The 14351-nt window shown below is 66.6% G+C and carries 10 protein-coding genes; all 10 read right to left on the minus strand.

Annotation, left to right across the window (positions count from 1 at the left end):
* Positions 1–11 precede the first annotated feature (11 nt).
* The 10 genes from mnxG to mdcA all read right to left on the minus strand — a co-directional run bounded on the left by mnxG (position 12) and on the right by mdcA (position 14033).
* Complete coding sequence (gene mnxG, locus AC2T3R_RS14510) at positions 12–5858, minus strand: manganese-oxidizing multicopper oxidase MnxG (protein WP_486743834.1); 5847 nt, start codon at positions 5856–5858, stop codon at positions 12–14.
* A gap of 724 nt (positions 5859–6582) precedes the next feature.
* Positions 6583–7347: a malonate transporter subunit MadM gene (gene madM, locus AC2T3R_RS14515; protein ID WP_024087229.1), complete on the minus strand. Its 765-nt coding sequence runs from the start codon at positions 7345–7347 to the stop codon at positions 6583–6585.
* Positions 7348–7349: 2 nt separating this feature from the next.
* On the minus strand, positions 7350–7772 hold the full coding sequence (gene madL, locus AC2T3R_RS14520; RefSeq protein ID WP_486743835.1) for a malonate transporter subunit MadL: 423 nt from the start codon (positions 7770–7772) through the stop codon (positions 7350–7352).
* Positions 7773–7964: 192 nt separating this feature from the next.
* Entirely contained in the window at positions 7965–8885 is a 921-nt protein-coding gene (gene mdcH / locus AC2T3R_RS14525) for a malonate decarboxylase subunit epsilon (RefSeq protein WP_410953283.1), read from the minus strand.
* A complete protein-coding gene (locus AC2T3R_RS14530) occupies positions 8882–9496 on the minus strand; it encodes a malonate decarboxylase holo-ACP synthase (protein WP_486743836.1) in 615 nt (204 codons plus the stop codon). Before AC2T3R_RS14530 ends, mdcH begins: the two co-directional genes overlap by 4 nt.
* A 1-nt stretch (position 9497) precedes the next feature.
* Positions 9498–10289: a biotin-independent malonate decarboxylase subunit gamma gene (gene mdcE, locus AC2T3R_RS14535; protein WP_486743837.1), complete on the minus strand. Its 792-nt coding sequence runs from the start codon at positions 10287–10289 to the stop codon at positions 9498–9500.
* A complete protein-coding gene (locus AC2T3R_RS14540) occupies positions 10286–11134 on the minus strand; it encodes a biotin-independent malonate decarboxylase subunit beta (RefSeq protein ID WP_486743838.1) in 849 nt (282 codons plus the stop codon). Before AC2T3R_RS14540 ends, mdcE begins: the two co-directional genes overlap by 4 nt.
* A complete protein-coding gene (locus AC2T3R_RS14545) occupies positions 11127–11426 on the minus strand; it encodes a malonate decarboxylase subunit delta (protein WP_024087234.1) in 300 nt (99 codons plus the stop codon). The genes AC2T3R_RS14540 and AC2T3R_RS14545 overlap by 8 nt, the downstream gene beginning before the upstream one ends.
* Position 11427: 1 nt before the next feature.
* Positions 11428–12372, minus strand: a complete 945-nt coding sequence (locus tag AC2T3R_RS14550; RefSeq protein ID WP_043935669.1) for a triphosphoribosyl-dephospho-CoA synthase — start codon at positions 12370–12372, stop codon at positions 11428–11430.
* Positions 12372–14033 (minus strand): malonate decarboxylase subunit alpha, encoded by a 1662-nt coding sequence (mdcA, locus tag AC2T3R_RS14555; RefSeq protein ID WP_015270609.1) that lies wholly within the window; start codon positions 14031–14033, stop codon positions 12372–12374. The genes AC2T3R_RS14550 and mdcA overlap by 1 nt, the downstream gene beginning before the upstream one ends.
* Between the last annotated feature and the right edge of the window lie 318 nt (positions 14034–14351).

The following is a 14351-nucleotide window of genomic DNA, read 5'->3' on the forward strand; positions in this document are numbered from 1 at the left end:
CCCATTTACCGTCACTGCGCCGGTGCCGTTGCCGGCGGCGCTTCATTGGTCACCCGCAAGATCCCCCACAGCCCCGAGAGGTTGCCGTAGGCGGCGTAGTCGCGGAACAGGTAGTCACCCGCCACCGCGTTGGCGCCGCCGGCACTGGGCAGCATGAAGCTGAAGTGCGCGGCCGGCAGCACGCTTTCCTGGGCACCGATGTACATGGCCATCGGGTTGTAGCCGAAGCGCACCGAGCCGATGCCAGGCAGGCTCAGCGGGTAGCCGTCCACGTCGTTCTTCTCGGCCTGGTAGTTGTGCAGCGGCCACAAGTGGCCATCCAGCTGGTAGACCATGCCGCGGCTGCCACCACTGGGCATGACGATATGGTTGCGCACCGGCTGGCCGGGCGTGGCGTACAGCACCGGGGTTTGCGGGTCGCCACCGACCAGGGCGTTGGCGTAGGCCATGTGGGCATTGGGCACATCGCCAAAGCCCAGGCCACCGGCGCGGCCGAAGGGTGAGTCGGGGGCCATGCCGAAGCGCAGCCACAGGGGTTCGGTCTTGTAGTTGACCGCCATGTTGCCGTTGTCCTGCGGGTCGCCGGCGGCGCCGTTGCCTTCGGTATTGATGCCCTCCACCGGGCGGCCGTCGGCCCAGCGCATGTTCAGCGCACGCTGCCAGACCGTGACGAAGTCGCGGTAGTCGGGCTGGCCGGTGACCTTGACCGTGGCCTGGGCCCGTGTTGCGGTGTCCTCGGTCCAGGTGGCGGTCTGTGGCAGGATGCTCATGGCACCCACCAGGCCTTTCTGCGGCTGCTTGATGAAGTCCGACGGGGTCAGGTTGAGGCCGCCGAACTCGATGGCCGTGGTGTTGATGTTGTCCACCGTGCGGCCCAGCTGCGACACCGGCTTGCCTTCACGCTCCAGGTGGCCGGCATAGTACTGGTAGGTACGGGTCGGCCAGGCGCCACTGGTGCCGGCACGCGGGGCTACGGTCTGCACCGGGTTGAGGCCGACGTTGGCGCCATCGGACTTGGTGATGTCGTAGGCCAGCAGCTGGGCATGCAGGCCCACGTGGCTGGACGGCCGCATCAGGTTGTTGGCAAAGGCGGTGGCACCCTCGCTGTCGAAGCGGTCACGCTTGACCACGTTGTGCATCACCGCAGTGCTGGGCAGGTCCGGCATCACCAGCGGCAGGCGGTTTTCCAGGGTGATGCTGATGCACTCGCCGGCGTTGGCGCGCAGCACCAGCGGCTCCACGGGCACGCCCGCCTTGAGCTTGCCGGTGGTGGCATCCAGGTCGGCCTTGCGCACGTACAGGATCGCGGTCGGGTCGTGCAGCGGCGCGCTGTGGCCACCAATGGTGAAGGGTTCCCCATCTTCGGGGTCTACCCCACTGACCAGCGGGATGGCGGTCTTGCGGCTGTTGAACACCAGGGTGCCGCCATTGGCCTTGAGCGGGCCGCCGACATGCTGGCCGACACCGGCCGGGTCATTGATGCTGACGCCGTTGCGGTTCTCGAGAATGTCGTTGGCCAGTGCCGCGACGATTTCGTAGCTGCGCTTGACCGTGGGGCGGCTGCCGATGCCGTTGGGGTTGGCCGTGGTTTTCGGGCAGATGCCGTCGAAGTTGACGGTGTTGCGCATGGCCACCGGCTGCGGGTTGTTGGGCAGCGGGAACAGGTCGGCACGCTGCGCGGTGTAGTTGCGCATGATGCCCCAGATGCCGTTCCAGTAGCCCTCCAGGGCCGCGTCCAGGGAATACAGGTAGTCACCGTTGGTGGCCGCCGAACTGGAGATCATCGACACCGGCGCCATGAAGCCCAGTTGCTCGGAAATACCGATCATCTGCGATGACTTCCAGCCCGAGTTGGAGCTGTTGCCGTAGCCGGTGCCGTTCTGCAGCCACTTCACGCCATGCAAGGTGACGTTGTGCTCCTCTTCATGGCCGCCGGCGTGCATGCGCAGGCGTACGTTGTCACCGGAGTAGGTGCGCAGCATCGGGGTAAACGGGTCGCCCGGTTCGCTGCCGGCCGCGTTGATGTGCGGCGGGAACAGCGTGGTGCCGCCGGTGGGGCCCACGGCCGAAGTAATCGCCGACGGAGCCAGGTTCATGGCCGGAATCGCCCGGTCGGTACGGGTTTGCAAGGCATAGCTGAGGTCGCCGGCCAGGCCGTCGGCCTGCATGCCACGCTTGCCGTCCGGGCCGACCTTGTTCGGGTCGTACACACGCAGGGCCAGGGGCTCGTTGCGGTAGTTCACGACGAACATGCCCGGGTCATCCACCGAGATTGCCTGCGGGCAGGGCCGGCTTGGGCAGCCCGGGTTGATGCCGCCGCGTTCCTCGACGATGGCCTCCAGCAGGTTCGACGCCTTGCCGCGCACCGGCGGGTTGATGGCGTAGCGGAAGCTGTCGGCGGTGGCCGGGTACGACTGGGCATTGGGGATGCCGTCCGGCCCGGCGCCGACGTACACACCAGCCTCGTAGGCGTGCTGGAAGTCGCTGTATTCCAGGAAGAACTCGCGGTAGCTGTCGTTCTTGCCGTCGCCATCGTGGTCACCGGTCTGGATCACCGCCTGCCACGAGGTCGGGCCACCGTCCTGGCGCGTGGCCGGGTTGTACAGCTTCTCGCCGGTTTCGGCGTGGTACCAGGTGGAGTTGGCCGGTTCGGCCAGTACGGTGGCATACAGCCCAAGCTGCTGGTGGGTCGATGGGCCGAGGTGGTCGTGGGTGAAGATGGTGCCCAGGCCACGGTCGACGTTGTACACGTTCACCAGCGGGTCGGCGAACCAGCGCTGCATGGCCGTGCGTGCGCCCAGCCAGTCGGCCCGGCCGAAGCGGCCGAAGTATGGGTGCTGCCGGGCTTGCGGGCAGGCGGCGGTGCCGTCGCGGCTATCGCCCTGGGTGCAGCCGTTGTAGGCACGAATGGCCTGCACCCGCTCGACCACGCTGCCGGGCGAGAGGATGCCGTCTTCGTAGTTCCAGCCGTTGGCCGAGCCGTCGGCGGCGGTCAGGTCCCACTTGGGCAGGTGGATGTGCTGGCCGATCACGTCGGTCGGGGTGCGCACCTGGTAGTCGTCCATCTCGTAGATGTTCGGGATCAGGTTGGTGTGCTGGTACATGGTGCAGTCGAAGGTGTTCATGCGCATCACCAGTGGCTCTGGCGGGCGCTGCTTGGTGATCACCGGCCAGGCGTCCTCCCACAGGGCGATGATGCGGGCCTGCGGGAAGTGGTAGCCGACCTTGTTGTACACCGCGTCGAACTGGATGTTGGCGCCCTTGTAGATGCGTGGGTGGTCGGCGGTGAAGGCCGAGGAGCCCCGGAAGTTCAGGCCCGAAAGGCTTTCGCCGCTGAAGTACTCGCCTACCCCGGAAGATTGGGTCAGGCGTTTGCCCCGGTCATCCATGCATGGCTCGTAGAACGGCGCGCCGGCAGTCGGCAAGGCGCCGTTGGTGCGGAATGCCTTGGCCACCGGCTGGCTGCCGGGCATCAGGGCGAAGCTTGGGTGTTCGGCCAGGGCGTGGAACTGCATGGCCGCCTGCTCGACATCGGTGCCCTCTTCCGGCAGGTAGATGGGCTTGGCCTTGTGTACCACCTTGGTGAAATCGAGCTTGGTGGTGGTGGTTTCGGCCTCGCCGCCGGCAGATACGCCGTCCAGCGCGTGGCGCCCCAGGCCGCCATCCCAGCCATCGACCTGGTTCGGGTCAAGGTTGGCCCACAGCGCCTTGCCGCTTTCCTTGAGCTGGCGTGCCATGGCCGGGTCGAGCATGTCCAGTGGCGGGGTTGGTGGGCGGTTGCCCACGCTGCTTTCCATGCCGCCGATCCAGAACGGATAGCCAGGGTTTTTCAAGGTGCCGTCGGCGTTGCGGTTGGCGTCACTGCGGTCGACCAGCGCCAGCGAGCCGATGGCCTTGCGAACCGGCTCCTGGTTGGCTGGTTCTTCATCCTCTTCTTCTTCGGGCTCGTCGTCGTCATTGGCGGCAACCAGCTCTTCGGACAGCTTCGGTACCACCACCACCTTGCCTGGCATCGGCGCCATGGCCTTGCCGGGCAGCGGCACGATGGCCGGGATCGGCGTACCCGCAACGATCTCGCCATCGGGCAAGGCCCGCGCGCCAACCGCCGGCTTGCCGCTGCGCAGGGCGAACGGGGTGCTGTGGAAGCCGTTCTCGCCCTGCCCGCTCACTTCCAGGCGGGTGCCTTCCTCGAACACGTCGTGCACCCGCCACATGGCCCACATGCCCTGGGCGAAGTGCGGGTAGAAGTGGCAATGGTAAATGGCATCGCCCGCCACCCGATTGCGGTTGCCCGCACCGCCGTTGGCGATTTCGTAGGTGTAGCCGACCCCCGCGCCGATGCCCTGGGCATCGATGTAGTCGGAATTGTCGTCATTGGGGTTGAACAGCCACTGGTGGCCGTGCAGGTGGAAGATGTGCTGTTCATGGCCGTTATGGGTGTTGCGGAACTTGGTGAAGTCACCAATGTAGCTGTGGTGCACGTTGGCCGGTTCCGCCGGGAACAGGGCCATGCTGGCCTTGACCCCGACGGCGCTGGCCGGTGGCACCTCGCCAGGGCGAATGTGCTCCAGGCCGACGTTGGCCGGCACGTCCACCAGGGTACCGACGTCACCGACAGTGTGCGCACTGAGGAAGAACTCCTCATAGGCGCACGACAGGCAGTCGTGCATCGGCCCCACGCCCAGGCGGTTGGCCACCACTTCCGCGCCCATGCCACCGGAACCGTAGTTGATCATGAACGAGTCGCGGGTGGGTTCCAGTACGTGGCCCATCACCGGGTCGGCCCAGTAGCCAGGGAACGCCTGGGTGCCGGCGACCTCGTCGGCGAACTGCGAGGCAAAGTCGCGGAACGCCTCCAGGCGGTTGGGCAACGCCGGGTTGCGCTTGCCCAGGCTTTCCAGCGGGTAGGTGGATTTGGGGAAGCTGCCATCGGGGTTGGGGCCCATGACGATGGCATCGGTTTCGCTGTTGATGATCTGGTTGCCGTCGACCATGGCAATGATCGGCTTGCCGGCCTTGCCCTCGGCGATCCAGGGTTGCATTTGCGGGTAACGGGCTTCGTAGTCGATCACCGGCTGGCCGGTGGCGGTGCGGCCGGTGGTGGCCAGGCGCATTTCTTCTTCGGTGAGGGTATTGCGGTAGGTGCGGCCGAGCTTGGGCACTACCACTACCTGGCCGAACAGGCCGTTGGCAACGTTGCCCGCAGTGCCCTCGCCGCCGAAGGTGGCGGCTTTGCTGGTAGCGGCGAACGCGCCTTCGCGTTCGGCGTACAAGGTATAGCTGCGGGTGCTGCCGGGGCTGACGAAGAAGTTGCCGTTACGCCCGGTGTAGGCCGAAATGTCGGCGATGCTGTTGACCGCCTGCATGCCGTTGACCTGGAAGCCGACCATGCGTTCGGCCACCTGTTCATCGGCGACGAAGCCTTCGGCGGCTTCATTTTCGAGCTCCGGCCCCTCCTCTTCGCCCTCAGGCTCTTCGGCCTCGATGCCGTCCTTGTTGGGGTTGGCCTTGTAGTCGAGCAGGTTGGTCAGGTTGACGGTAAGGCATTCACCGGCGGCCACCCGCAGCACGATGGGCCGCGGGCGCTTGTCCGGGCGCAGGGTGACCTTGCCCGGTACCGCCGCCCCGCCGCTGCTGAGGGGGACCATCTTGTCGTCCACCACATCCTCGCGCAGTGCGAACATCATGCCGTTGGCGTTTTGCGCGCCAAGGCGGTTGAACATCAGTGGCTGGTCCAGCGCCACAACGTTGGCGACCAGGGTGCGCTGGCACTGCACGGCGGCTTCGCTGGTCGACTCCCAGCCGAGCAAGGCCAGAACGAGTGATGACAGGATGGGGCCTTTGAGTGGCATCGACATGCTGCACCTCCGGGACACAGGATCTCTGCGTGGAGCTGACGCAAGGTGCATGCCAGGAGCGGATTGCTTTTATTTTCAGTAGGTTGCAGCGGCAAACGAAACAGATTGGGGAGGATTCCCCAGCGGCTTTCCCCGAAACGGGGGGTGGGTTGCGGGTGTTCATCACGAGGTTTTTAGCGGCTGTAAGACATTTCTGAACATGAAACCAAATACTCCAGAAACGACCCGCTTGGGAATTATCCTACGCGCGCTGCCGAACTATCGCTGTTGTCGGGGAAACACCTCACGGATAACGTTTTCGGGTCGCTCCGGCGACCGGGTGTGAGAACCCGACGGGTAGATTTGGTAACACCGTCATGGTGGCCGTACGTGGGCAGGCTTTTGCCTGGCCGAGTCTTTACCAATTCTCCTCGGTTTCTCACCCCACGTATGGCTGCCACCTTCAATCCGTGAGATGAACGAAGTTGAGCTGACCAAGAATACCTTGCGCTAAAGCTCAGGGTTCTGCCTGTGCTGGCCTCATCGCCGGCAAGCCAGCTCCCACAGGTACAGCATTGCTTTCGAGGTTATCGCTGTACCTGTGGGAGCGGCCTTGTGTCGCGATGGGGCGCGCAGCGGCCCCAGGATCTTGGCTGCGAGGCGGATATCGCTGGGGCCGCGTTGCGGCCCGATCGCGACACAAGGCCGCTCCTACAAGGGGTCTGCGCAGTCCAGGGGATTGATGTCACCCAACCAGGGCGCGTACGCAGAAGTACAGGATCGACGGGCCCATCAGGCAGCCCAACCCGGTATGGAAGGTGGCTGTCAGTGCCCCGTACGGCACCAGGCGCCGGTCGGTCGCCGCCAGCCCGGCCGTCACCCCCGACACCGTCCCCGCCAACCCGCCGAACACCATCGCCGAACGTGGGTTGTCCAGCGCCAGCAGGCGCGCTGATACCGGGGTAAACACCATCACCAGGATCGCCTTGATCAGCCCGGTGGCAATCGACAGTGCCATCACGTCCGAGCTGGCCCCCAGCGCCGCCCCGGTCACCGGCCCGACGATATAGGTCACCGCACCCGCACCAATGGTGGTCATGCTCACCGCATCTCGGTAACCGAAGGCGTAGGCCACCGCAGCGCCGACAATGAACGGCAGCACCGTGCCGAGCAGCAGCGCCACCGCGCCGATCATCCCGGCCCTGCGCGCCTCGGTGGCCTGCACCTCGAAGGCCGTGGCGACAATGGCGAAGTCGCGTAGCATGGCCCCGCCCATCAGGCCGATGCCGGAGAACAGCGCCATGTCGGCCAGGCCTTTCTGGCCACCGGTAATGGTGCCGCCGACCCAGGCCAGCACCAGGCCGATGACGATGGCGATGGCCGAGCCGTGCACGCGGCCGAAGGTCAGGTACTTCGACAGCACCACCGACAACCACATGATCGCGCCCACCACCGCAAAGGCAGTGATCAAACCGTTATGTTCCAGGGCATTGTCAATGATCGGCCACATGATCAACGCCCTCCTGCAGGGGCGGCCTGCACATTGCGTTCGGGGCCGGCCTCCACTGCCGGCAGGGGTTCGCCGCGGTGGCTGCGGCTGATCAGGGCAATGGTCGCACCGCACACCAGTACCGCACCCACTGCCGCCAGCAGCGCCACCGGCCCGCCGTGCAGGGCGGTGACCACGTTCTGCTGGGCGGCCATGGCCACTACCACGGGGATATACATGGCGCCCCAGAAGCCCACGCCAAACTCGCATTCCTTGCTCATGCCGCCGTTGCGGTGCATGTACAGGCGTGCGCAGATCAGCAGGATCATGGCGATGCCGACCCCGCCCACATTGGATTTGACGCCCAGCAGCACGCCCAGGAAGTCGCCGACGATGACGCCGGCAAGCGTGCAGACCGCCAGCAGTGCCACACCATAGATGATCATTGTTGTTGTCCTCAGGTAGTGTCGAAGTTGCTTGTTGTTGTTCTTCGTAAACACACTTTTGTGCAGCTTTCGCGGTCATTGTGGGAGCGGGCGTGCCCGCGAACACGGGCAAAGCCCGTGCCATTCACCGAGGTGCCTGCTTCGCGGGCACGCCCGCTCCCACTGGGATCACCATCCTCCGCGGTGTTGCCATCATCGTTCGTCGGCCACCTCCTGGCGCAGCAGCGCATCCAGGGTGTCCCAGCGGGTGCCTTCAACAGCAACCACCCTGCCCTGTTCGAACACCGGCCGGGCCAGCCCGCCGAGCACGTTGCCGGGCGGCAGTTCCAGGTGCAGGCGCACGCCACGCTCATAGGCGTTGCGCAACGTAGCACGCCAGTCGACCACCCGCGCCATGTTGCCGGCCAGGTCGTCGCGCAGACGCTGTGGGTCGAATATCGGCCGAGCGCTGCTGCCGCTGAGGTAGGTGATACGCGGTCGCTGCAGCTCGACCGTGGCGAAGGCACTGGCCAGTTCGGCCGCCGGGCCATCCAGCAACGGGCAATGCGACGGCACGCTGACCGCCAGGCGCCGGGCAACGCCCTGGCCCAGGCGGCGTGCCCTGCCGGCAACCGCAGCCATCGCACCATCGCTGCCGGCGATGACGATCTGGTTGTCGCTGTTGAGGTTGGCGACATACACCTCGCCGCCCGTATCGCTCAACAAGCGTTCGACACAGGCCAGGTCCAGGCCGCTGAGTGCGGTCATGCCGTAGCCTTGCGGATAGGCGCGCTGCATCAGTTCGCCACGCAGGGCAACCAGGCGCACGGCATCGGCAAAGCCCAGGGCGCCCGCGGTGACCGCCGCCGGGTAGGCGCCAATCGACAAGCCCGCCACGTAATCCGGCGCGGGGCTGCGCTGCATCAGCCAGCGCGCCCAGGCCACGCCAGCCAGCAGCAGGCACAGCTGCACGGCACGGGTCGTCTGCAGGGCCTGCTGGCTGTCCAGCGCCAGGGCCTGCTGGCCGAGGGTGTCACTGGCCTCTTCCAGCAATTGCCCGGCACCCTCAGGCAGGCGCTGCAGCATGCCCACCTGCTGGGCGCCCTGGCCGGGGAAGGCGAACAGGCTGCTCATGCGGCACGCTCCATCGCTGCCCATGGGTCGCTGACCAGGCGTGGGCCATGGGCCGACTTGAGCAGTACGCGGCGGGCGCAGCCGGCCCACTCGCGCAAGGCGACAGCGCCCGCCGGGGTTTCCAGTTGCAGGTCGATACGACAAGGCGCGCAATCGAGGATATCCAGCAGCTCACGCGCCTGCCCCCTGGCCAGCGGTTGTGGCGTGCGCAGCAGCAAGTCCAGGTCGCTGTCGGCGTGTACCACCTCCATACCAGTGGCGATCTGGTACCCCACCCCACCTGTCGGCCCCCAGGCCAGGCCGCTGGCATCCAGTACCGGGGCGACCGAGGCCAGGGCCTGCAATGCAGGCCAAGGGCTCTCAGCTTGCCAGCGCAGCGCTTCGGGGCCTTGCTGACACCGGATATCGGCCAGCCGCATCAGTACACCCGACCGCTGCGCCCTGCCCTGGCCACGCAGCCCCACCGCCAACCAGCCGTCCGCACAGGTGGCACGGCGCACCACCACCGGCTGGCCGCTCAGCAGCACATCCTGCGCCCAACGCGGCGCATCAGCAGGCAGGCCCGATAGGGGCATGCCCCAGAGCAGGTCGTGCGGCCTTGGCGCGTTCATCTCAAGCGCCCTGCCACTGGCGGCGCAGCTGTTCGCGCACCTGGCGCGAGGCGCTGCGGTTTTCGCCCGCCAGCCGCGACGACAGGTCGCTCGAGCTGCCGATGTCGCGCACCGCATCAGCCAGGCAGGCACGTACCTGGGCGATGTCGGCACTGCTCGGCGTCTCGGCGTTGTCCACCGTCAGGCGGCGCCACAGCAGGCCCAGCGAGGCATAGCTGGCCAGGTCGTAGGCCATCGGCGGCACCTCGGCGGCCAGGGCTTCCAGTTGCTCGACGCTGCGCAGGGTGATGCGCGCTGCCGCCGCCTTGCCCATGGCGTGCACCATGACCCCGGCATCATCCAGGGCGATCAGGCGCTGGGCCTGGTAACCGTGGGCCAGGAAGGCACCGGACATGGCCTTGCCGACCAGCAGGCCTATCACCGGGTGCCCGGCCAGCCGTGCCTGGGCATAGGCCTGCACCGCAGCGGCCAACGCCTGATGAATCCCCAAAGCTTCCTCACGGCGGCCATAGGCCTGACTGGGCACGTCGATCACCGCGACGATGGCGCGCTTCTGAGCGTGGCGGTCAGCCTCGACCGCTTCGCTCACGGCCTTGGCCAGGCCCCAGCCTTCCAGCAGGCCGACTTCGCCCGAGCGCGCCCGGGGGAACGGGTTGTCGGTGTCCGGCACCACGGCGATGAAACGCGCCAGGCGGTTGTCCAGTTCGCCATCGATTACCCACAACGACGCGGGGTAGCCGGGCAAGGCTTGCCCGCCGGCGAGGCCCGGCAGCCAGTTCAAGGCACGGTTCATTTGGCTTCTCCTTGGTACAGGTCACGCACGGCAGCGGCATCCAGTTGCGTGCAGTCATCGCCCAGCCGGGCCAGGCGTTCGAGGAACCAGGCGTGTTGACCGGCGCGATCCCTTGAAGGCTCGTCGAGCAATTGCAGCAAGCGTTCGCGCAAAGCCTCGATGTCATCGGCCACACAGGCATCGACCAGGCCGCTGGCGTGGCGCTGCTCGCCGCCGGTCAAGCTCCAGATGAAGGGGCGGTCCTTGGCATCGTATTCACCGACGCCCGCTTCCTGCTCGATTACCTGCGGGCCGTTGAGGCCCACGCGGGCTTCGCGGGTGACCAGCAAGTGGCTGCAAAGGCCAGCGGCGATGGACATGCCGCCGAAACAGCCGACCGAACCTGCGACCAGGCCGACCACCGGCTGCCAGGCGCGCAGCTCGACAATCGCCGCCTGTATTTCGGCAATCGCCGCCAGGCCCAGGTTGGCTTCCTGCAGGCGTACACCGCCGGTTTCCAGCAGCAGCACGGCGCAGGTGGGGATGCCGTTGCGGTTGTCTTCGATGGCCAGTTCCAGCGCACCGGCGATCTTGGCCCCCCCCACCTCGCCCATGCTACCGCCCTGGAAACTGCCTTCGATGGCAGCGACCACAGCGTTGCGCCCGTTCAGCAGGCCCTTGGCGATGACCACGCCATCATCGGCCTGGGGCACGATGCCCTGGCGCGGCAGCCACGGTGACATCAACCGGTCGAACGGGCCCAGCAGTTCACGGAAGCTGCCCGGGTCGAGCACGGCGCGGGCGCGCTGGCGGGCACCCAGTTCGACAAAGCTGCGGCTGTGCAGCAAGCGTGCGATATCAGTCATGGGCGATCTCCTCGAAGCCTTGCTCCAGGCGCAGGCGCACCACGCCTGGGGTGGCGCCAAAATCATGGATGTCGATGTTCACGGCCGGCCAGGTGCGGCCTTCGAACAGGCGCTGAAACAGCTGCGCCCAGCGGGCAGCGCTGCCGTTGACCGAAGTCACCACCTGAATTTGCAGGCTGCCGGCGGTGCCGGGCTCGATCAGCACTTCAAGGTCGCCGGAGCTGACGCAGCCCACCAGCGTGCGGCCACGCCCAGGGGCGGCGGCGGGGAATTGAAAGGTCAGGGTTTCCATGTCACAGGCTCCCGGCTTTGTCGAGGAACAGGCAGGCGGCCAGCAGATCGGCGGCGCCGCCCGGTGAGGCATTCAGCTGAAGCAGGTGCTGGTCCAGCCGGCGCAGCTGCCGCCGCCCGGCCAGCGTGGCGCTGCCGCCTTCGCTCAGCACGGTACGGGCGCCGTGCTGGACGGCAGCCAGCCCGGTCGGGCCGCTGCGCCAGAGCACGCAGGTATCGTTGAGCACGGCCATGATCGCCAGCAGCGCGTCGAGCCGGGCGTGGGGCTCGCTGGCACCTGCGGCGCGGCTGCGCTGCAGTTGTGGCAGGCCGTGACCGATAACCGCCGGGAAGCCTTGTTGCGCCTGTTCGCGGGCGCCGCCAGTGCCATAGCGGCGGCGTACCTGCAGGCCATGGCTGTCCTGGGTGGTCATGGCGGGGTCGTCGAACAGTGCGATGCGCCCGGCACGGGCAGCCAGGGTGTTGGTATCGGCCTGGGTGTCGAGGGCCTTGGATGCTACCAGCAGGCCGAGGGCCCAGATTGCGCCGCGGTGGGTGTTGACCCCACCGGTCGCGGCCAGCATCGCCGCCTCGCCTTCGCGGCCGAGCTGGCCCAAGGTGGCGCGCAGAGGCTGGCCGAGGGTACCGATGGCCTGGGCGGCTTCGGCCATGTTGCGCAGGCATGGCCACAGGGCCAGGGCCGAGGCATGCATCAGGGCCAGGGTCATGTCGTGGTGGGCGCCATTGCCACGGCGGTCGACCAGGCCGGGTTTGGGGGACAGGTCGGCTTCGTCGATCAGGGCCTCCACGGCCAGGTCGGCCAGGTGGTCGGCCAGGGGTAATTCGGTTGCCTGTGCTGGCCTCTTCGCGGGCACGCCCGCTCCCACAGGGACCGCGCAATCTTCAAATGGATCACTATTCCTGTGCTCGCGAAGAATCCCACGCGGTTGCAAGTCGAGTGCTTTCATCACCAGCTCCTGAACCGTGCAGGCGGGTTGTAGAGGCCGCCGGACCATTCGACCAGGTCGGCGATGCTGCGCGCGGCCAGCAGTTCGCGGCTGGCGTCGGTGCGGCGGATGCCGAGGTCTTCGGGCAAGGCGACCAGGCCCTGCTGGCGCAGGCGCTGCGTGTCCTTGGGGTCGTGCCGCAGGCCGATGGCGGTAACCCCGGCCACGGCGGCGATCATCTGCTGGCGCTCTTCCAGGCTGCGGGCCTTGTACAGGTAGGCAATGCCCTCCTCGGTCAGCAGGTGGGTAACGTCGTCGCCGTAGATCATCACCGGCGCCAGCGGCATGCCGGCTTTCCTGGCCACTTCCACGGCATCCAGGGTTTCCACGAAGGTGGGCTTGCCGCCTTCCTGGTAGGTCTCGACCATCTGCACCACCAGCTTGCGACCGCGTTCGAGCATTGTTTCCGGCACGGTCATGTCGAGCCAGGCCGGGGTCGCATGGCGCCGGCCACGGGGGTCGTGGCCCATGTTCGGGGCACCGCCGAAGCCGGCCAGGCGGCCGCGGGTCACGGTCGAGGAATGGCCATCGCCATCCACCTGCAGGGTGGCGCCAATGAACAGGTCGACGGCGTACTGCCCGGCCAGCTGGCACATCATGCGGTTGGAACGCAGCGAACCATCACGACCGGTGAAGAACACGTCCGGGCGCTGGGCGATATAGTCCTCCATGCCCAGTTCGGTGCCGAAGCAGTGCACGCTTTCCACCCAGCCGGTCTCGATGGCCGGGATCAGTGTCGGGTGCGGGTTGAGTGTCCAGTTGCGGCAGATCTTGCCCTTCAGGCCCAGGGATTCGCCATAGGTGGGCAGGATCAGCTCGATGGCGGCGGTGTTGAAGCCAATGCCATGGTTCAGCGACTGCACCTGGTGCTTTTCGTAGATGCCGCGAATGGCCATCATCGCCATCAGCACATGCACCGGCTTGATGTGGCGCGGGTCGCGGGTGAACAGCGGCTCTATATAGAAAGGCTGGTCGGCAACCACCACGAAATCGACCCAGGATGCCGGGATATCGACCCGTGGCAGGTCATCCACGCGGTCCACCAGCTGGTTGACCTGGGCAATGACGATGCCGTCGCTGAACGCAGCCGGCTCCACCAAGGCCGGGGTGTCTTCGGTGCTGGGGCCGGTGAACAGGTTGCCGTCGCGATCGGCCATGAAGCCAGCCACCAGGGTGACGTTGGGGATCAGGTCGACCAGCAGCCGCGAGTACAGCTCGATATAGGTGTGGATGGCACCGACTTCGAGCAGGCCGTCTTCCAGCAGTTGGCCAATGCGCAGGCTCTGTGGGCCGGCGAAGGAGAAGTCGAGCTTGCGGGCGATGCCACGCTCGAACAGGTCCAGGTGCTCGGCCCGGCTGACGCTGGGCATGATCATGTGCAGGTCGTGCAGGCGCCCAGGGTCGACCTTGGCCAGCGCGCGGGAAAGGAAGTCGGCCTGCTTCTGGTTGTTGCCTTCGAGCACTACCCGGTCGCCGGGAGCCAGCAGCAGTTCCAGGGCTTCGACGATACGCTCGGTGGGCAGCACCACGCCGTCGGCGAGGTGGCGGACCCGGTCAAGGCGGCGCTGCTTTTCGGCGCGCCGCCGCGACCATTGCGGCGGTGGATTCTTGGTTGTTGTCATGGTGACTCCACGGGTTCGCTGTCGTGGGGGTCACCTTAGGGCTGGGGTGGTTGCGCATCAATCAAGCTCAGGCACTAATCGTTACGGTCAGGGTAACGATTTAGCATATGCGCTGTCGCTCATGGCCCTATCGCAGGCAAGCCAGCTCCCACAGGTACAGCGCAGGCCTTGAAAGTTGTGCGGTACCTGTGGGAGCTGGCTTGCCGGCGATAGGGCCAGCCCGGCCAACCTGAAACCTTGCTAGAGTGGCGTTATCGCTACACAAGACAAAAATGCAGAATCCCCCTGCAGATTTGTCGATTGTGCAAGGCAAATTCG

It is taken from the genome of Pseudomonas sp. PVC-5-1, assembly GCF_057444345.1.

What these genes read in the sequence shown, in the direction of transcription:
- mdcA (WP_015270609.1), bottom strand. Translation starts at nt 14,033, where the DNA reads ATGACAACAACCAAGAATCCACCGCCGCAATGGTCGCGGCGGCGCGCC.
- mdcH (WP_410953283.1), bottom strand. Translation starts at nt 8,885, where the DNA reads ATGAGCAGCCTGTTCGCCTTCCCCGGCCAGGGCGCCCAGCAGGTGGGC.
- AC2T3R_RS14550 (WP_043935669.1), bottom strand. Translation starts at nt 12,372, where the DNA reads ATGAAAGCACTCGACTTGCAACCGCGTGGGATTCTTCGCGAGCACAGG.
- mdcE (WP_486743837.1), bottom strand. Translation starts at nt 10,289, where the DNA reads ATGAACCGTGCCTTGAACTGGCTGCCGGGCCTCGCCGGCGGGCAAGCC.
- AC2T3R_RS14540 (WP_486743838.1), bottom strand. Translation starts at nt 11,134, where the DNA reads ATGACTGATATCGCACGCTTGCTGCACAGCCGCAGCTTTGTCGAACTG.
- AC2T3R_RS14545 (WP_024087234.1), bottom strand. Translation starts at nt 11,426, where the DNA reads ATGGAAACCCTGACCTTTCAATTCCCCGCCGCCGCCCCTGGGCGTGGC.
- madL (WP_486743835.1), bottom strand. Translation starts at nt 7,772, where the DNA reads ATGATCATCTATGGTGTGGCACTGCTGGCGGTCTGCACGCTTGCCGGC.
- mnxG (WP_486743834.1), bottom strand. Translation starts at nt 5,858, where the DNA reads ATGTCGATGCCACTCAAAGGCCCCATCCTGTCATCACTCGTTCTGGCC.
- AC2T3R_RS14530 (WP_486743836.1), bottom strand. Translation starts at nt 9,496, where the DNA reads ATGAACGCGCCAAGGCCGCACGACCTGCTCTGGGGCATGCCCCTATCG.
- madM (WP_024087229.1), bottom strand. Translation starts at nt 7,347, where the DNA reads ATGTGGCCGATCATTGACAATGCCCTGGAACATAACGGTTTGATCACT.